18 protein-coding genes are annotated in these 18,441 nt (G+C 61.2%); 5 read left to right on the top strand and 13 right to left on the bottom strand.

Annotated elements, in window-relative coordinates:
* Positions 1 to 28 precede the first annotated feature (28 nt).
* Complete coding sequence (gene yigL, locus ACJ8OK_RS15180) at positions 29 to 826, bottom strand: sugar/pyridoxal phosphate phosphatase YigL (protein ID WP_004934290.1); 798 nt, start codon at positions 824 to 826, stop codon at positions 29 to 31.
* 4 nt (positions 827 to 830) lie between these two features.
* Positions 831 to 1,874: a lysophospholipase L2 gene (gene pldB / locus ACJ8OK_RS15175; RefSeq protein ID WP_048326585.1), complete on the bottom strand. Its 1,044-nt coding sequence runs from the start codon at positions 1,872 to 1,874 to the stop codon at positions 831 to 833.
* A gap of 147 nt (positions 1,875 to 2,021) precedes the next feature.
* Here pldB and rhtB point away from each other — a divergent pair, with 147 nt between their 5' ends.
* Entirely contained in the window at positions 2,022 to 2,642 is a 621-nt protein-coding gene (gene rhtB / locus ACJ8OK_RS15170) for a homoserine/homoserine lactone efflux protein (protein WP_004934282.1), read from the top strand.
* Between the two features lie 48 nt (positions 2,643 to 2,690).
* Here rhtB and rhtC read toward each other — a convergent pair whose 3' ends face one another.
* Genes rhtC through pldA form a run of 3 tightly spaced genes read right to left on the bottom strand, consistent with a single transcriptional unit; the run spans position 2,691 to position 6,078 of the window.
* Positions 2,691 to 3,311, bottom strand: coding sequence for a threonine export protein RhtC (gene rhtC / locus ACJ8OK_RS15165; protein ID WP_442530662.1), 621 nt, complete (start codon positions 3,309 to 3,311; stop codon positions 2,691 to 2,693).
* A gap of 12 nt (positions 3,312 to 3,323) precedes the next feature.
* Positions 3,324 to 5,156 (bottom strand): ATP-dependent DNA helicase RecQ, encoded by a 1,833-nt coding sequence (gene recQ, locus ACJ8OK_RS15160; RefSeq protein WP_004934274.1) that lies wholly within the window; start codon positions 5,154 to 5,156, stop codon positions 3,324 to 3,326.
* A gap of 43 nt (positions 5,157 to 5,199) precedes the next feature.
* Positions 5,200 to 6,078, bottom strand: coding sequence for a phospholipase A (gene pldA, locus ACJ8OK_RS15155; RefSeq protein WP_004934270.1), 879 nt, complete (start codon positions 6,076 to 6,078; stop codon positions 5,200 to 5,202).
* Between the two features lie 203 nt (positions 6,079 to 6,281).
* Between pldA and ACJ8OK_RS15150 the strand changes: the two genes are divergently transcribed.
* Complete coding sequence (locus ACJ8OK_RS15150; protein ID WP_033631494.1) at positions 6,282 to 6,752, top strand: thioesterase family protein; 471 nt, start codon at positions 6,282 to 6,284, stop codon at positions 6,750 to 6,752.
* Between the two features lie 66 nt (positions 6,753 to 6,818).
* Positions 6,819 to 7,706, top strand: coding sequence for an EamA family transporter RarD (gene rarD / locus ACJ8OK_RS15145; RefSeq protein ID WP_033631492.1), 888 nt, complete (start codon positions 6,819 to 6,821; stop codon positions 7,704 to 7,706).
* Between the two features lie 16 nt (positions 7,707 to 7,722).
* Here the strand turns inward: rarD and corA are convergent, their stop codons facing one another.
* Positions 7,723 to 8,673: a magnesium/cobalt transporter CorA gene (gene corA / locus ACJ8OK_RS15140; protein ID WP_004934262.1), complete on the bottom strand. Its 951-nt coding sequence runs from the start codon at positions 8,671 to 8,673 to the stop codon at positions 7,723 to 7,725.
* 445 nt (positions 8,674 to 9,118) lie between these two features.
* Here corA and ACJ8OK_RS15135 point away from each other — a divergent pair, with 445 nt between their 5' ends.
* Positions 9,119 to 9,592: a WbuC family cupin fold metalloprotein gene (locus ACJ8OK_RS15135; RefSeq protein WP_004934257.1), complete on the top strand. Its 474-nt coding sequence runs from the start codon at positions 9,119 to 9,121 to the stop codon at positions 9,590 to 9,592.
* A 43-nt stretch (positions 9,593 to 9,635) separates the two neighbouring features.
* On the opposite strand, the gene uvrD is transcribed toward ACJ8OK_RS15135, so the two are convergent.
* From uvrD to lptM, 6 genes are all read right to left on the bottom strand, one after another.
* A complete protein-coding gene (gene uvrD / locus ACJ8OK_RS15130) occupies positions 9,636 to 11,798 on the bottom strand; it encodes a DNA helicase II (protein WP_015376268.1) in 2,163 nt (720 codons plus the stop codon).
* A gap of 78 nt (positions 11,799 to 11,876) precedes the next feature.
* Positions 11,877 to 12,593, bottom strand: coding sequence for a 5-amino-6-(5-phospho-D-ribitylamino)uracil phosphatase YigB (gene yigB / locus ACJ8OK_RS15125; RefSeq protein ID WP_049276920.1), 717 nt, complete (start codon positions 12,591 to 12,593; stop codon positions 11,877 to 11,879).
* Positions 12,593 to 13,504, bottom strand: coding sequence for a tyrosine recombinase XerC (xerC, locus tag ACJ8OK_RS15120; protein ID WP_048326576.1), 912 nt, complete (start codon positions 13,502 to 13,504; stop codon positions 12,593 to 12,595). Before xerC ends, yigB begins: the two co-directional genes overlap by 1 nt.
* Positions 13,501 to 14,214 (bottom strand): DUF484 domain-containing protein, encoded by a 714-nt coding sequence (locus ACJ8OK_RS15115; RefSeq protein WP_004934247.1) that lies wholly within the window; start codon positions 14,212 to 14,214, stop codon positions 13,501 to 13,503. The genes xerC and ACJ8OK_RS15115 overlap by 4 nt, the downstream gene beginning before the upstream one ends.
* Positions 14,211 to 15,035 (bottom strand): diaminopimelate epimerase, encoded by an 825-nt coding sequence (gene dapF / locus ACJ8OK_RS15110; RefSeq protein WP_004934244.1) that lies wholly within the window; start codon positions 15,033 to 15,035, stop codon positions 14,211 to 14,213. Before dapF ends, ACJ8OK_RS15115 begins: the two co-directional genes overlap by 4 nt.
* A gap of 71 nt (positions 15,036 to 15,106) precedes the next feature.
* Positions 15,107 to 15,313: an LPS translocon maturation chaperone LptM gene (gene lptM / locus ACJ8OK_RS15105; protein WP_079007581.1), complete on the bottom strand. Its 207-nt coding sequence runs from the start codon at positions 15,311 to 15,313 to the stop codon at positions 15,107 to 15,109.
* Positions 15,314 to 15,391: 78 nt separating this feature from the next.
* On the opposite strand from lptM, the gene cyaY reads away from it, so the two are divergent.
* Complete coding sequence (gene cyaY / locus ACJ8OK_RS15100) at positions 15,392 to 15,712, top strand: iron donor protein CyaY (RefSeq protein ID WP_033631487.1); 321 nt, start codon at positions 15,392 to 15,394, stop codon at positions 15,710 to 15,712.
* Positions 15,713 to 15,748: 36 nt separating this feature from the next.
* Here cyaY and ACJ8OK_RS15095 read toward each other — a convergent pair whose 3' ends face one another.
* Positions 15,749 to 18,301 (bottom strand): class I adenylate cyclase, encoded by a 2,553-nt coding sequence (locus tag ACJ8OK_RS15095; protein ID WP_033631486.1) that lies wholly within the window; start codon positions 18,299 to 18,301, stop codon positions 15,749 to 15,751.
* Positions 18,302 to 18,441 lie beyond the last annotated feature (140 nt).

Here is an 18,441-nt window from a genome sequence, read left to right as displayed (position 1 = left end):
GAGGCGCCCTTATTATTTAATGGTTATTTCAGAGGAACATCTTGCGCAGGTAGTGCGGCACCGCGTTATCGACGTTGGAGCCGATCACTTCCAGCTCCGGCAGCATGTCCTTCAGGCGCTGATGCGCGTCGCGCATGATGCAGCCCTTGCCGGCCATCGACAACATCTCCAGATCGTTCATGCCGTCGCCGAAGGCGATGCACTCTTGCAGCGTATAGCCGATGATCTTGGCCACTTCTTCCAGCGCATGCCCTTTCGACACGCCGCCCGCCATCACTTCCAGGCAGGTCGGGAACGAGAAGCTGACGTTGACCCGATCGCCCCAGCGCGCGTTGATGGCGTCTTCCACCTGCAGCAACCGCTCGTGATCTTCACAGGTGAAGTAAACCTTGCAGACGCCGTCGGTTTCCAGCAGGCCCGGCTCAAACAGCTGATATTTGAACACCGACTCCTGGAAGAACTCTTCCTGCTCCGGGCTTTCGCGGTTGGTAAACCAATCGTCGTTACGGTAGACGTTGGTGGTGATATCCGGATCGTCGTGCAGCATGCCGTACAGATCGCGGGCGATATCCCCGTCCAGGTTGTGGCTGAAAATCAGTTCGCCGGCGGTGTTGTGCACCCGTGCGCCGTTGGAGGTGATCATAAAGGCGCTGATCTCCAGGCTGTCGCGGATCTGCGCCACGTCGATATGGTGGCGGCCGGTGGCGAACACGAAATGCACGCCGCGCTGAGTCAGCAACTTCAGCGTTTCTTTAGCGTACGGCGACAGGGTATGGTCGGGAGACAGCAGCGTGCCATCTAAATCGGAAGCGACGACGTGATACATAGCGTTATGTTCTAACCTCTGATGGAGTTGTCGGCGGCAGCGCACCGCCTAAGTGTTGAGCAAAGAAGCGCAGAATTGCGTTCAGTGCTTCGGCGCGCAGCGCGTCCCGCTCGAACAGGATCTCATGGCGTGCGCCGTTGATAACCCACGGGAGCCCCCCTTCGCAAGGGCGCCCCGCGTCTGACAGAGCCTGACAAAAAGCCTGGTGCGAACGGTTGTCGACTACCCGTTCTTCACCGGCCTGCAAAAGCAACAGCGGCGTGGTGATCTTCCCGGCCCGCGCGATAATCTGCCGGCCGGCGCGGATGCTCTCCCGCACCCAATGGTAGGTCGGCCCGCCCACCTGCAGCTCGGGGTAATCGGCATAATAACGCAGGCTGCGCCGGTAACGCTCGCGGCTATGGGTCAACACGTTGACCACATAGGGCAACGGACGCCACTGGCCGGTGCCCACCGCGTAATAGTCGCGGATCGCCGGGCGGGTCTCCGCCCAGTCGAGAATGCGATCGGCCAGCCAACCCGGCATCGGCAACCGGATGCCGAACATCGGCGCGCAAAACGCCGCCGCGTCGAACGCCTGCGGCCGGCGCTGCAGGAACTGCGCCAGGATCGCGCCGCCCATCGAATGCGCCAGCGCGAAGCGCTGTCGATAACCGTGCGATTCGACCTCGCGCAGCCACAGCTGTTCGAAATCGTCCACGTAGTCGGCGAAGTTTACCACATGACCGCGGTGCGTATCCGCCAGTAAACGCCCGGAACGCCCCTGGCCGCGATGATCGACGATCACCACGTCGTAGCCGCAGTGGAACAGATCGTAGGCCACCTCAGGGTATTTCACGTAGCTTTCGATGCGGCCGGGGCTGACCACCACCACTCGCTGATGCCGCGCAGAACTGAAGCGCACAAAGCGGATCGGCACGCCGTCCACGCCGCTGAATTCGCCTTCTTCGCGCTGCCGCCAGAAATCCAGCAGCGGCCCGGTGGCGAAGGCAGCGAACTGCGTTTCACGCGTTAACCAGTCATCGGAGCTGAGAGTGAACGAGGTCATCGAGAGCGTTTTCCCTGTGGGGCCGGCGGAAAATGTGACCGCTGGCACAAGAAATCATACTAGCGTATTGTGATTCAATTCTGACAAAAACGGCGCCGCCTCGGCGCATTGTGGCACAAAACGACACTTTCAGGGAGCCGAAGCACCATGACCTTGGACTGGTGGTTAACCTATCTGCTGACCACGCTTATCCTGAGCCTTTCCCCCGGCTCAGGCGCCATCAATACCATGAGCACCGGCATCAGCCACGGCTATCGCGGCGCCGCCGCCTCGATCGCCGGGCTGCAGGTCGGGCTGAGCGCGCACATCGTGCTGGTGGGCATCGGTCTCGGCGCGCTGATATCGCAATCGCTGCTGGCGTTCGAACTGTTGAAATGGTTGGGCGCCGCCTACCTGGTGTGGCTCGGCATCCAGCAGTGGCGCGCCGCCGGCGCGCTGGATCTGCATGCGCTGGCGGGCAGCATGCCGCGCCGCCGTCTGTTCCGCCGCGCGGTGCTGGTCAACCTGACCAACCCGAAAAGCATCGTGTTTCTCGCCGCGCTGTTCCCACAGTTCATCTTGCCCAATCAGCCGCAGGCCGAGCAGTATCTGGTGCTCGGCGTCACCACCGTGGTGGTGGATATTCTGGTGATGATCGGTTACGCCACTCTGGCGACGCGCATCGCCGGCTGGCTGAGAACGCCGCGCCAGATGCAGTTGCTCAACCGACTGTTCGGTTCGCTGTTCATTCTGGTGGCGGGGCTGCTGGCGACTGCCCGCAAAGCCTGACAAAAAAGGCCGGGCATCGCTGCTCGGCCTTGGGCATGTCACCGCCGATCAGCGGGTAAAGATCAGGTGTAACCCGAAGCCGGTAAACAGCACGCCCGCCACCCCGTCTATCCACTTGGCCAACCGCTGATAGCCGCGGCGCATCGCCGGCAGCGCGAACACCACCGCCACCAGGCTGAACCAGACGAAGGTCTCGGCGACGATCAGCAAGAACAGCCCCCAGCGCGCTCCGGCGCCAACGCTGTCGCCGACGAACAGCGAGAACACGCTGCCGAAATAGATCACCGCTTTCGGGTTGGACAGATTGGTCAGGAAGCCGCGAATAAAGCTGCGCCCGGCCTTCGGCAAGGCCACCAGGGCCTCCGCCACCGGCGAAACTTGCTGCGCCCGCGCGGAACGCAGCAGTTGCCACCCCATCCAGCACAGGTAAATGCCGCCGCCAACCATGATGATCTGATGCAGCCAGGCCATCTTCTGCAGGATCAGATGCAGCCCCATCAACGCCACGCCGGCCCATACCACGATGCCGAGCGAAATGCCGACCACGCCCATCATCGCCTCGCGGCGCGAGCGGCTGGCGGCGGTTTGCGACACGAAAAAGAAGTCCGGCCCCGGGCTCATCAGCGCAATCAGATGCACCAGCGCCACGGTGAGAAACAGCATCAGCATGATATATCGCCCTCAGTCTTCATCATTGTCGAGATGGTCGCGGATCATCGCCATAAAGGGCGCGCCGAAACGCTCCAGTTTGCGCTGGCCGACGCCGTTGACGCTCAGCAGATCGCCGGCCTTGATCGGCATCTGTTCGGCCATTTCCAGCAGCGTGGCGTCGTTGAACACCACGTAGGGAGGAATGTTTTCTTCGTCGGCGATCGATTTGCGCAGTTTGCGCAGCTTGGCAAACAGCTTGCGATCGTAATTGCCGCCGTAGGATTTCTGGTTGGCGCTGCTGCGCGACTTCAGGCTCTGAATGCGCGGCACCGCCAGCTGCAGCGCCACCTCGCCGCGCAACACCGGGCGCGCCGCCTCGGTCAATTGCAGCGCCGAGTGCATGGCGATGTTCTGGGTGATAAAACCCAGGTGGATCAGCTGACGCAGCACGCTGGTCCAGTGTTCGGTGGTCTGATCGCGGCCGATGCCGTACACCGGCAGCTTGTCGTGGCCATATTCGCGAATACGCTGGTTGTTGGCGCCGCGCAGCACTTCCACGATGTACCCGAGGCCAAAGCGCTGGCCGACGCGATACACGCAGGACAGCGCCTTGCGCGCGTCCTCCAGCCCGTCGTAGCGCTTGGGCGGATCGAGGCAGATATCGCAGTTGCCGCAGTTCTCGTGCTTGCCTTCGCCAAAGTAGTTGAGCAGCACCAGGCGGCGGCAGGTTTGTGCCTCGGCGAACGCCCCCATGGCGTTCAGCTTGTGGCGCTCGATGTCCAATTGCTGCCCGGCGGGTTTCTCCTCCAGGCAGCGGCGCAGCCAGGCCATATCGGCCGGATCGTACAGCAGGATGGCTTCGGCCGGCAGGCCGTCGCGCCCGGCGCGGCCGGTCTCCTGATAATAGGATTCGATATTGCGCGGGATGTCGAAATGCACCACGAAACGCACGTTGGGTTTGTTGATGCCCATGCCGAAGGCGACGGTGGCCACCACCACCTGCAGATCGTCACGCTGGAACGCTTCCTGCACCTGGGCGCGGCGATCGTTGTCCAGCCCGGCGTGATAAGCGCCGACGCTCAGCCCGCGGCTTTGCAGGCGCGCGGCGGTGTCTTCCACCTTGGCGCGGCTGTTGCAATAGATAATGCCGCTCTTGCCGCGCTGATCCTGCACGAAGCGCCACAGCTGATCGAGCGGTTTGAATTTTTCCACCAGCGTGTAGCGGATGTTCGGCCGGTCAAAGCTGCTGACCTGCACCAGCGGGTCCTGCAGCGACAGCAGGCGCACGATATCGCCGCGGGTGGCCTCGTCGGCGGTGGCGGTCAGCGCGATCACCGGCATCGACGGGAAGCGCTGTTTCAGCTGACCCAGCGCGCGATATTCCGGCCGGAAGTCATGGCCCCATTGGGAGATGCAGTGCGCCTCATCCACCGCCAGCATCGCCGGCGGGCAGTGATCGAGCAGGTTGAGGAAGCTTTCCATCATCAGCCGCTCCGGCGCGATGTACAGCATCTTGATGGTGCCGTTGCGGCAGCCGGCCATGACGTCCAACTGCTCCTCGCGGGTTTGCGTCGAGTTGTAGCAGGCGGCGGAAACGCCGTAGGCCAACAGCTGATCGACCTGGTCCTTCATCAGCGAGATCAGCGGGGAAACCACCAGGGTCAGGCCGTCCATCACCAGCGCCGGGATTTGGTAGCACAACGACTTGCCGCCGCCGGTCGGCATCACCACCAGGCAATCCTGCCCGCCGATCGCGGCGTTGATAATCGTTTGTTGGCCCGGACGGAATTGCTGGTAGCCGAAGGTATCGCGCAATACCTGCTCGGCCAGCAACTCTCTGTTAATCACTGCTGCGGTTGACACACACTTCCCCATTTTTTCATCGGTACACACCCACCGGGTATGATTACATAATATCGTTCAGCATGACACCAACGCCCACCCGTGTCTGCCGGAAGTTGTAGTCGATCAGCGATTCGCCGTAGCCGCTGAACACCTGGGTATAGAAACGCACGTTGCGGGTGATCGGGTAACTCCAGCCCAGTTCCGCGCCGCCGTAGCCGCTGTTCCAGTTGTAGTGGCTGTCGACGCTGAACACGCTGTCGCCCCAGGCGTAACCGACCTTCAACCGGTAGTATCCCATGTATTTGGTGATGTCCGGGTTGTCGTCGTTGCTCGAGCTCTCCGAGAAGCGGAACCAGGGCTTGAGATCCACCTGCCAGTTGCCATTTTGCGCCATCAGCCGCGCATAGCCGCGATTCCAGCTGCGCGACGTCGGATCCGAGCGGCCGTTAGACTGATGGTTAACGCCGATTTCAACATCGCGCAGCGTCCAGCCGGCAAAGCGGTAATCGGTCGCCCACCCCACGAACAGCTGCGGCTCGTAGTTGGTCTCGCGGAACGGCGAAGACTCGCCGCGGTTGGACAATTGCCACCAGGAGCGCTGAGTATAAGACGCGCCGAGCACCGAGTTGTCGCCGGCAATGCCCCGCCACAGCGGAAACGCCAGGCTAAGCTGGTATTTCACCTCGTCCTTGCGCGCCTTGTCGGCCCAGTTGTACGTCTTGATGGCTTCTTTGTTGATATCGCTGGTGTCGGTGTACAGCAGGTAATTGGGATCGTAAGGATACAGCGTGAATGGATTATCGTGCTCCTGCAGCAGGTTGGCGATAATGCTGCCGCGCACCGCCGGCTTATCGTGAATCTGCTGCTCTTTGGCTTCCTCAGCCAATGCCAGCGCCGGCATCAGCAGCGTGGCGGAAACGATCCCTGACAAAATGCGCATAACCTCTCCTTACTCCAACGAAAAAGGGCAAGCCCGGAAAAAATCAGGCCATTTTACACACAAAGGAGGATTTACCGCAGCGCGGTCCGGTTTTATTGGAATAGTCTGGAAAGCAACAAAGGTTAAGCATAAAATCAACATTCCATTAACCTGGACTGACCAGTTAGCTCCCTTAAAACGCAAAAGAAAAACGGAACCCCGCTATGTCGACCACTGCTCTGACCCTGGAAGCCGCCCGCCGCAAGATCGGCGAAATCTTTGTCTACCACATGCCGTTCAACCGCGAGCTTGGCCTGGAGCTGCGCCGCTTCGACGATGACTACGTCGAGCTGAGCTTTACCAACCAGCGCAAGCTGGTGGGCAACGCCGCGCAGGAAATTCTGCACGGCGGCGTGATCGCCGCGGTGCTCGACGTCGCCGCCGGGCTGGCTTGCGCCGGCGGCGTGCTGACGCGCCTGGAGCCGCTGATCGAAGAAGAGATCGCCGCCAAACTGTCGCGTATGGGCACCATCGATCTGCGCGTCGACTATCTGCGCCCCGGCCGCGGCGAACACTTCGTCGCCTCCGCCAGCGTGCTGCGCAGCGGCAACAAGGTCGCCGTCGCGCGCGTAGAACTGCATAACCACGACGGCCTGCATATCGCCACCGCTACCGCCACCTATCTGGTCGGCTGATGATTGTGTGCGGTGAGCGACTTCAGTACACTCACCGCATCTTACGTTCCCCACCAGAGTGACGTCATGGACGCAAAGCAAACGCGTCAGGGCATTTTCTTCGCCCTGGCCGCCTATTTTATGTGGGGCATCGCCCCGGCCTATTTCAAACTGATCCAGCAAGTATCCGCGGACGAGATCCTCACCCACCGGATCATCTGGTCGTTTTTCTTCATGCTGGCGCTGATCACGCTGGGCCGCAACTGGCAGAAAGTGCGCGCCGCCTGCCAAAACCGCAAACGGCTTCTGTTGCTGGCGGTCACCGCGCTGTTGATCGGCGGCAACTGGCTGCTGTTCATCTGGGCGGTGAACAACCACCATATGCTGGAAGCCAGCCTGGGCTACTTCATCAACCCGCTGGTTAACGTGCTGTTGGGGATGCTGTTTCTCGGCGAACGTTTCCGCCGCATGCAGTGGGTGGCGGTGGCGCTGGCGTTCACCGGGGTGCTGGTGCAGCTCTGGCAGTTCGGTTCGTTGCCGATCATCGGTCTGGGCCTGGCGTTCAGCTTCGCCTTCTACGGCCTGCTGCGCAAGAAAATCGCCATCGACGCGCAGACCGGCATGCTGATTGAAACGCTGTGGCTGCTGCCGGTGGCGGCGGGCTACCTGTTCCTGTTCGCCGACAGCCCCACCAGCCACCTGAGCGCCAACCCGTGGTCGCTGAATCTGCTGCTGGTCGCCGCCGGCATCGTCACCACCGTGCCGCTGCTGTGCTTCACCGCGGCGGCTACCCGGCTGCGCCTGTCGACGCTCGGTTTCTTCCAGTATCTCGGCCCGACGCTGATGTTCCTGCTGGCGGTCACCTTCTACGGCGAGACCGTCGGCCAGGACAAGCTGGTGACCTTCGGCTTTATCTGGGCGGCGCTGATCCTGTTCACCCTCGACGCGCTCTATACCCAGCGCAAGCTGCGCTGAGCCCGGCGCCGCCGGGTTACAGCCAGTTCTTGCGCTTGAAGTACAGGTAAGGGGCCAGGCCCGCCAGGATCATCAAGGTGATGGCGCCCGGGTAGCCGAACGACCATTTCAGTTCCGGCATGAATTCAAAGTTCATGCCGTAGCTGGAGGCCACCAGCGTAGGCGGCAGGAATACCACCGACACCACCGAGAAGATCTTGATGATGCGGTTCTGTTCGATGTTGATGAAACCCATCGCCGCCTGCATCAGGAAGTTCACCTTCTGGAACAGCGATTCGTTGTGCGGCAGCAGGGATTCGATGTCGCGCAGCACTTCACGCGCCTGCTCCAGCTGGCCGGTCGGCAAACGCGCCTTGCGCACCAGGAAGTTGAGCGCGCGCTGGGTATCCATCAGACACAAACGCACCTTCCAGCCGATATCTTCCAGCTCCGCCAGCGTCGACAGCGCGGCGTCGTATTCGTCGCCCTGATGCCCTTCCATGATCACCCGGCTAAGCTGTTCCAGATCGCTGTAGATGTTCTCTATCTCATCCGCCAGCTGTTCAATCTTGGTTTCGAACAAATCCAGCAGCAGTTCGTAGGCGTTGCCTTCGAGCATGGTCTGGTTGCGGGCGCGCATGCGGTACAGGCGAAACGCCGGCAGTTCGCGCTCGCGCAGGGTATACAGGCGGCCGTCGCGGATGGTGAAGGCCACCGTGGAGTTGCCGGCGTGGTCTTCCGCATCTTCGAAATAGAAGAAGGAGTGGATATGCAGACCGTCTTCGTCTTCGAAGAAACGGGCGGAGGCTTCGATGTCGTCCAGTTCGGGACGCGTCGCCAGGCTTTGTCCCAGCTCATTCTGCACGCGCTCACGCTCGCCCTCTTCCGGCTCGACCAGATCAACCCACAGCGATGACGTGAGATCATCCGAGTCGTCCAGTTCCAGACGGGACAAGCGGCGGTTATCTAATTTAAAAGCGCTCAGCATGTGCCAAAACTCCGTGAAGGTAACGGGTGCGGACAACGCGTTGAAGCACAGAAACAGAGGGGATGCGTATCACCGATTTGTTTCAGACCATGAAGAGATCTGACTCATAGCGACGCTTTGCGGGGTCGCCGACAACCACGAAGGCTATCAGCAAAAACGGAGAGCCTTAGAAGTTATACCTGCGGCGCAGGTCAGTGAGCCAGTATCTACTGGGTGTGTCCAAGGCGTCTGTCCTCAATGATAATAGTGCGCGCATGTTACGCCGAGAAGAAAAAGCCTGTCAACACGTTAGGCGGGATAATTGCGCAACAAATCATCACGATGATCAATGGCAGAAATGGCGCTTAAACCGTACTGAAAAAGTCGCGGCGATCGCTTACCACCTCCCAGAATGTTGCTAAGATGGCATCACCCTAATGGTACGACAAGCATGCGGATTTAAACGATGAAACAGATTACCGCCCATGAACTGACCGCGATGAGCGAACAGGCCGCCAGCGTGGCTCGCCTGCGCGCGCACCGCACCCTACATGAAGAGCTGAGCGACCCGGTGCAACGCCTGGCGATCGCCATGGAACCCGGCACCTATATCCGCCCGCACCGCCACCCGCAAACCTGGGAGCTGCTGACGCCGCTGCGCGGCCGTTTTGTCGTGCTGCAGTTCAATGATGACGGCGTCGTGACGCAGCGCACCCTGCTCGGCGAAGAAACCAAAGTGCTGGAGATGCCGGCCTTTACCTGGCATGCGGTGCTGTCGGTCGATGCCGGCGGCGTGGTGTTCGAAGTGAAGCAGGGGCCGTATCAGGCGCTGACCGAAGAAGACTGCATGCCGTGGGCGCCGCAGGAAGGCGGCGAAGGCACCGAAGCGGTGATGCGCTGGTACGCCACCGCACAGGTCGGCGACCGCTACCCTCACTGATGGTGAACGATTGCAGGGGCTTGCCCCTGCAACGCCTCTCTCGTTAGACCGTTTCCAAACGCGCGTAGGCCGCCACCAGCCATTTGATGCCCTCGCCCGGGAAGGCGATCTGCAGCCGGCTGTGCTCGCCGCTGCCCTCCAGATTGACGATGGTGCCTTCACCAAACTTGGGATGGCGCACGCGCTGGCCCAGCTTATAGCCGGTATCGTTCTCGCTGATCGGCGTACCCATGCGGCGGTGATTGACCGGGCGCGATACGCTGGCGCGCAGGCGCACTTCTTCCACGCACTCCTCCGGCAGTTCGCCGATAAAGCGCGACGGCCGATGGTAAACCTCTTTGCCGTACAGACGGCGCGTTTCGGCATAGGTCAGCGTCAGCTTCTGCATGGCGCGCGTTACGCCCACATAGGCCAGACGGCGCTCCTCCTCCAGACGGCCGCCTTCATCCAGCGACATCTGGCTCGGGAACATGCCCTCTTCCATGCCGACGATAAACACCAGCGGGAACTCCAGCCCCTTGGCCGAGTGCAGAGTCATCAGCTGCACCGCGTCCTGATAGGCGTCGGCCTGGCCTTCGCCCGCTTCCAGCGCCGCATGCGACAGGAACGCCTGCAGCGGCATCAGATCCTGATCTTCGTCCTGATAGCTGAACTGGCGCGTCGCCGTCACCAGTTCCTCGAGGTTTTCGATACGCGCCTGCCCCTTCTCGCCCTTCTCCTGTTCATACATGATGAACAGCCCGGAGTCGCGGATCACCCGGTCGGTCTGCACGTGCAGCGGCATGTCGGCGGTTTCATGGGCCAACGATTCCACCAGTTCGATGAAACGCTGCAGCGCCGACGCGGCGCGGCCGGCCAACACCTTGTCCTGCATCAGCTCGCGCGTCGCCTGCCACAGCGTCAGCTGGCGATCGCGCGCCGCCTGGCGCACCACGTCGAGGGTGCGATCGCCGATGCCGCGCGTCGGGGTGTTGACCACGCGCTCGAAGGCTGCGTCGTCGTTGCGGTTGGAAATGAGGCGCAGGTAAGCCAGCGCATCCTTGATTTCCTGGCGTTCGAAGAAACGCTGGCCGCCGTAGATGCGGTACGGCATCGCCGTCTGCAGCAGCGCCTCTTCCAGCACCCGCGACTGGGCGTTGCTGCGGTACAGGATGGCGCAGTCGTTCAGCGCGCCGCCGTTGTCTTGCCAGGTCTTGATGCGGTTGACCACGAAGCGCGCTTCGTCGAGTTCGTTGAAGGCGCAGTAGAGGGAAATCGGCTCGCCTTCACCGCCTTCGGTCCACAGGTTTTTGCCCATGCGCCCGTCGTTGTTGGCGATCAGGGTGTTGGCCGCTTTCAGGATGTTGCTGGTGGAACGGTAGTTCTGCTCCAGGCGGATGGTTTCCGCGCCGGGGAAATCCTTCAGGAAACGCTGGATGTTTTCCACCTGCGCGCCGCGCCAACCGTAGATTGACTGGTCATCGTCGCCGACGATCATCACGCTGCTGTTGCCGCCCGCCAGCAAGCGGATCCAGGCGTACTGGATGCTGTTGGTATCCTGGAATTCATCCACCAGCACGTTGGTGAAACGTTCGCGGTAGTGGTTGAGGATATGCGGCTTGTTCAGCCACAGCTCGTGCGCGCGCAGCAGCAGCTCGGCGAAATCCACCAGCCCCGCGCGATCGCAGGCTTCCTGATAGGCCTGGTAGATGCGCAGCCAGGTGGCCTCCACCGGGTTGTTGTAAGTTTCGACGTGCTGCGGGCGCAGGCCCTCATCTTTCTTGCCGTTGATGTACCACATCGCCTGACGCGGCGGCCACTGCTTCTCGTCAACGTTCAGCGCCTTGATGATGCGCTTGAGCAACCGCAGCTGGTCATCGCTGTCGAGGATCTGGAAATCCTGCGGCAGGTTGGCCTCCAGGTGATGGGCGCGCAACAGACGATGCGCCAGGCCGTGGAAGGTGCCGATCCACATGCCGCCCTGGCTGGTGCCGATCAGATGTTCGATACGGTGACGCATTTCCGCCGCCGCCTTGTTGGTGAAGGTCACCGCCATGATCGAATACGGCGAGCAGTTCTCCACCGACAGCAGCCAGGCGATGCGATGCACCAGCACCCGCGTCTTGCCGCTGCCCGCTCCGGCCAGAACCAACAGGTTGCTGCGCGGCGCCGCCACGGCTTCACGTTGTTTTTCATTCAGGCTGTCGAGCAGATCGGAGACGTCCATAGGCACCACTAATGGTTAAGGGAAAACCCGCCGGTGACGGGTTTTTCACTGGAAATTTATACAGAGTTCTGGCAGGGATTATAACAATGCTGTCAGCGATGCCAACTGCGAAATCTCAATATGCGGCAGCAGGCGGCTGTCGGCGGCCTGCATCAGGCTGCGTTGCCGATCGTTGATCCAACAGGCCTGTAGCCCCGCGCGCAGCGCACCGGCGACGTCGGTAGTCAGATCGTCGCCCACGTGCAGGATCTGCCCGGGCGCCACGCCCAGCCGTTCGACGGCCAGGTGATACATGTCCTGGTACGGTTTGGCGCGCCCGTCCGGCCCGGAGCGCAACACGAACTGGAAGTAACCGTCCAGGCCGCACTGCGCCGGATCGGCGTTGCCGTTGGTGATCGCCACCAGCGGGTAGCGCGCGGCCAGCGCCTTCAGCGTGGCGTGGGTCGCTTCCGGCACCTCGATGCGGCTGCGCCACAGCGCGAAGTTCTGCATCGCCGCATCGGCCCCGATTGCCGCTTCAGCGTCGCGCAGCCCCTGCCGGCTCAGCGCCAGATGAATGGCGCGCCAGCGCCACTGGGTGACGTCGTGGTAGATCTCCGGATCCTGCTCGCGCAGCTCCTGGCGCAGGCGGTGGAAATCCGCCGACTGGAAGCTGTTCAGACCGGGATGGTAGCTCTGCAGGAAGGCCACCGACTGCTGCTCGGTTTGCCGGATCACCGGACGGTTGTCATACAGCGTGTCGTCCAGATCGAAAGTCAGCGCCGCCAGCGGGCGCAGCGGGCGATAAAAATGCATCAGGATTTCCCCCGTTTGGCGCGCGGATGCGCGGCATCGTACACGTTCGCCAGATGTTGAAAGTCGAGGTGGGTATAAATCTGCGTGGTGGTCAGGTTGGCGTGGCCGAGCAGCTCTTGCACCGCGCGCAGATCGCCGCTGGACTCCAGCATATGGGTGGCGAAGGAGTGGCGCAGCTTGTGCGGGTGGATATGGCTGTTGACGCCCTGCTTCACGCCCCATTCGGCGAAGCGCTTTTGCACGTTGCGCGTCGAGATGCGTCGCCCCTGATTGGACAGAAACATCGCGTCATCCTGCGGCCCAAACAGATCGCGCATCGCCAGCCAATGTTCCAGCCAGGTGACGGCGGTGCGTCCGATCGGCAGTTTGCGTTCTTTGCTGCCTTTCCCCATCACCCACACCTCGCCGGCCGCCATATCGACATGGCGGCAATCCAGCCCCACCAGCTCGGAGAGGCGCAGGCCGGCGCCATACATCACCTCCAGCATGGCGCGATCGCGCACCGCCAGCGGATCGTTGAGATCGATCTCCAGCAGTTGGTTCATTTCATCGACGTCGATATTTTTCGGCAGATGGCGACCGCTGCGCGGCGTGCGGATGCCTTTGGCGGGGTTGGCGTGCAGCACGCCCTGGCTGACCAGCCAGTCGAGGAAACTGCGCAATGAAGAGAGCCGCAGCGCCAGGCTGGCGGACTGCAGACCGGCACGTTTGCTGCGCGCCGCCAGCATGCGCACCCGGGCGGCGTCCAGCGCCGCCCAGTCGGTGACGCCGATCTCCTGCGCCAGGAGCATCAGCGCCGTCAGCTGGCGTGAATAGCTGAGCTGCGTCAGCGGGCTGAGTTGCCGTTCTACCTTGAGATAACGCAGAAAAGCGTCCACCGGCTGCTGCAGGCTGGGCGCAATCGGCGTCATGCGCGTTCGATCCAGCGTTCCAGCAGTTCCGGCAGCATGCGCGCCAGTTGATTGAGCATTACCGTGCCCATGCCCTGCTGATAGTGTTGCGTATCGCGGCTGCTGAAGATCACCATGCCCAGCTCGCCATCGTCGCCCAGCATCGACAGCGCTACCGAACCAATCTGGCCGATCTGTTTGGCCTGCGGCAACAGCAGCAGCAGTTCGGGGCCGTTCAGGCCGCCGAGGTAGTGTTGTTCGCTGCCCAGCCGCTGGATGCGGAACGGCTCGAACGCCGAACGCGTCAGCGCCAGATGGGTGAAATCGGAAGGCGCGCCGATATTCCAGCGCTCGGCGAACAGACGCACCGTGGCGCCGGCCAAACCGAAGCCGCGCGCCCAGCGCTGCAGCCGGTTGAGCATGTCCTGCAAGCTGTCGGCGGTGGCCAGATCGGCCTGCAGGTGCAGCAGCCTGGCGAACAGCCCTTCGTTGGCGCTGGCCTGCTCCATCAGCAGCGTGATCTCTTCTTCCAGCCGTTCGATATGATTGCGCTGGCGGGCCAGATGCCATTCCACCAGCGAAACGGTGCCGCGCACCGGGTGAGGCACGCGCATCTGCTCAACCTGGCGCGCGTTGCGAATAAAGAAATCCGGGTTCTGCAGCAGGTACTGCATCACGGTGTCGTCATCCAGCGCCAGGCCGGCGACGCTCTGTTCTTCTACGCTTTTCATAGATGAATAAATCCGTCATAGACATGGGTTGCCGGACCGGTCATAAACAGCGGGTTGCCCGGCCCTTTCCAGCGAATATGCAGGCTGCCGCCCGGCAGCTCTACATGCACTTCTTCTGACAGCAATTCCTGTTGGATCCCCACCGCCACCGCCGCACAGGCGCCGCTGCCGCAGGCCTGCGTTTCACCGGCGCCGCGCTCATAAACGCGCAGCTTGATATGATCGCGGCTGACCACCTGCATAAAGCCGATGTTGGCCCGTTCCGGGAAGCGTTCATGCCCTTCCAGCACCGGCCCGAGCAGCTCCACCTTGGCGGTTTTTACGTCGTCCACCTGCAAAACACAATGCGGGTTGCCCATCGACACCACGCCGCACAACACGGTATGTTCCGCCGCGCGCATGATGTAGGTCTTTTCAGCCTTGGCGGCGCGGAACGGCACCGCCTGCGGGTCGAAATTCGGCTCACCCATGTTGACGCACACCAGATCGTCGTCGGTGACGCTGAGCACCATGCGCCCGGTTTGGGTGCTGACGCGGATATCGCGCTTGTTGGTCAGCCCTTTCAGCCGCACGAAACGCGCGAAGCAACGCGCGCCGTTGCCGCACTGCGCCACTTCGCTGCCGTCGGCGTTAAAAATTCGGTAGTGAAAATCCAGTTCGGGATCGTAAGGCGGTTCTACCACCAGCATCTGGTCAAAGCCGACGCCCAGGTGCCGATCGGCCAGCCGGCGGATCAGCTCAGGTGAAAAATAGACATTCTGTGTAACGGCATCGACCACCATAAAGTCGTTGCCCAGACCGTGCATTTTGGAGAACTGCATATCATACTCCGCTATCTGGACGCGCTATCCGTCTTGATTTTACGGCGGCGCTCGCCACCGCAAACAGGGTGTTACTGGTCAACCATCGACGGTTTTTGCTGAGAGCCAGACTGCTCCTGCTGGTTCTTTTGCACCTGATCGCCCGTTTGCACCGGCGGCTTGGCCGGTTTCTGGCCGGCGGAGTCGGCAGGCGGGAAGTAAAGCGGGCCTTTCAGACCACAGCCGGCGAGGCCGGTAACCAGAACTGCCATCAGCGCATAGCGTAGTTGTTTTTTCATTTGCATTAATGCCTGTAATTCATGCGTCCAAGGTCTCTATAATCGCAGGTGGATCATGAAAAGCAATAGGAATTGAATATGAACGACAGCGAGTTTCACCAGTTGGCCGACCAGCTGATGCTGAATATTGAAGAGACACTGGACGATTTTGACGGCGATGCGGACATCGATTACGAAACCCATGGCGGCGTGATGACGCTGAGCTTCGAAAACGGCACCAAAATCGTCATCAACCGCCAGGAGCCGCTGCACCAGGTGTGGCTCGCCACCAAGGCCGGCGGTTACCACTTCAACTACCGCGACGGAGTTTGGCTATGCGATCGCAGCGGGCAGCCGTTTTACCAACTGCTCAGCGAAGCGGCCAGCGCGCAGGCCGGCGAGGAACTGAGTTTTTCCTGAGGTTAAGCAGGGCTCGGCAACCGAGCCCTTGCGGCGTCAATGCAGCTGGAACTGCTGCTTCAGCGGCTGAGCGGCGCCGTCGGCCACCGTCACGCACAGGCTGGACAGCACGTTGCTGCGGAACGGGATCACCTGCGTGCGCCCGTCGAGCTGCACGATTTGATAGAACTGCGGCAGATTGAAGTTGATGAAGCTGGAGCCGTAGGTAAAGCGGTCGTGCGACGAGGAATAGAAGCGACTGACGTCGCGCACCAGCTCTTCTTTGCTGCCCTCGCAGTGGTGATACACCTCTACCCGGTTCGACTCATCCAGAATATAGATGTTGAAACCCTTGTCGTCCGAGGTGTCTTCGAAGAAGAACTGGATGATCCCCTCGCTGGCGAAACCATCCACCACCGGCGGCAGATGCACCTGATCGGTTTCCACCTTGATAGACAGGCCGTGCAGCTTGTTGTTGGAGATGGCGCCGTAAAACTCCACCGCATTCTCCAGCTTTTGCACCGACACGCTCAGGCGCTCGAAGAACAACCCCCAGGTCTGCCCGGCGACACGCACCGCCTTGAAGCGGCCGGGTTCCAGCCGGGTGCTGGACAGGCGCAGCTCGATGCACTCCGACACCAACTGCTGGATACGGGTGCGGATAAGGCCGCGCAGGTGCTGACTGTAGCAGAACACTTCCACCGACTCCGGCGGCGCGGCGTCCTGGTGCATTTTGCCGAGAATGGTTTTCAATGCTTCCAGCACCGACTGCTCGCCGCTGAAATGCAGGGTACGCACTTCGTTCCAGGAGTTGCGGTACAGCAGATCGATGCTGCCCACCAAACACTGCTGCTGCTGGCCGAAGCTGAACACGTCCAGCTTGCGGAAATCGAAGTGCACCACCTGATTGCGGAAGGCGGCGGTCGGATCGTTTTCCAGATTGACGATGATCGCCAGATGGCGGATCTCACACGGGCTGTACAGCGCTTTCGGCGTCGGCGCCGGCAGGCGCAGCGGGAAGTGATGGGAAACGTCGGCCACCAGCTCCTGCAGCTTGGCGGTGTCGCACAGGTTGCCGCTTTTAATGTGCAGGCGGGTCTGCGGCGTCAGCAGGCCGTTGAAATAGGCCCAGGCCACCAGCTTGTTCAGGTAGCGGTTATATTCCAGCGGCTGATGGCTGACGATCGAATCCATGGCCGGCGCCTGATTGTACAGGTACCAGCCGGTGCGGTTGGCGCGGCCAACCGGCACGTGAATAAAGGTTAAATCGTTTTCCGACAGGTCCGGTGAAATCTGCGGGTTCACCAGCGTCACCTTGCCGGGCAGCGCTTCGAACGCCGCATACAGTTTGCGGGTCAGCACGCCGATATCCTGCGGGCTGGCGCTGACGCTGAGGTTATTGCGGCGGGCGAAACGGATCAGGTTGCGGTAGCTCTGCATCATCGCATCGAGCAACTCGTTATGCGCTTCGCGCACCCGCTCGATCTTCCAGTTGGCGCGGTTGTCCAGCATCGCCAGACGCTCGTCGCTCCAGCCCCACTCGCTGACCAACTGGCTGAGGATCTCGCGCCGCCAGCCGACGCAGGCCTTGGCCAGCGACAGCTTTTCACACACTTTCAGGTAGAAACAGCGGCGGGCCAGATCGAGGCGGGTGGTGTCGTTGATGTCGGTCAGATAGCGAGTGACGCGCTCGAGCATCATGCAGTAGGCATCGAGCCCGAAGCTGACGATCTCGCCCTGGTGCAGGCGATGTTTGATGTCCGTCGCCAGCAGCTGGGTATTGGGGTATTCCCAGGAATAGGCTTCCAGCAGCAGGGTCTTCAGCACCGCCTTGTAAGGCGAATCGATGCTCTTGTACAGCTGCCACAGGCTGGCGCCGAAGTACTCTTCCGCCGACAGCGAACTCAGGCCGCCGAGATCCAGCCACTCGTTCGGCGTCAGCGCGCCCTGCGCGTACAGCGACAACACGTATTCATCGTAGTGCGCTTCTTCTTCGCCCGGCACCATGTTCCACAGGATACGTTTGCCGGCCAGGCGCACCGCGGTGCGGTAGAACTCGTCGAGCAACAGGATGTGCTGCGTCGAGCCGCAGTCTTCGCCGCCCAGGCTGCCACTTTCATTATGGCGGAAACGGTTTTCGTCGATCAGGAAGAAGCTGACTTCCACCCCCATCGAGGCGGCCCACTTCTCAAGCAGGCTGCATTTTTGCTGCAGGCGGGTGCGTTCTTCGTTGTCCAGCCAGGACTGGTGGCAGACCCAGATGTCGAGATCCGAGCTGCAGCTTTGGCCGATAGACGAGGTGCTGCCCATCGAATAGACGCCGGTGATCGGCAGCTCGCCGCTGGCCGGTTTGTCAAACGGGCTGCCCCATTTGTCTTCTAAATCGTTCAGGTATTCTTGTTGAGTTTCATCAGGCGTGTAGAGGCAAATGCCGTGGGGAACGTTACCGTTCAGGTAACCCGGCATCAGCGGGTGGTGGTGGTGCAGTAAGGTGGGCAGCAGACTGTATACCCGTTGAAACGCGGGCTTCATAGCCGCCAGGGCGCGATCGACGCGTAGCTGATTGATCGCATCCAGTCTCTGCTTCAATGTCTCGATGTAGAGGTACAAGACGTCTCGCCTGATTATCCCGGTGTTTAGAAAAAAACCCGTATTCCATAAGCGCCGTTAGTGTAAGAAGAATATTTGGCGACTTATTGCTGGAAACGTGATCAATTTAACACCTTGCTGATTGACCGTAAAGGAGGTAA

The sequence above is a fragment of the Serratia sp. CY71090 genome (genome assembly GCF_052166845.1).
GTDB classification, from domain to species: domain Bacteria; phylum Pseudomonadota; class Gammaproteobacteria; order Enterobacterales; family Enterobacteriaceae; genus Serratia; species Serratia nematodiphila.
Note: the sequence above shows the minus strand (reverse complement) of the source record. Positions and strands in the feature narration are given on the sequence as shown.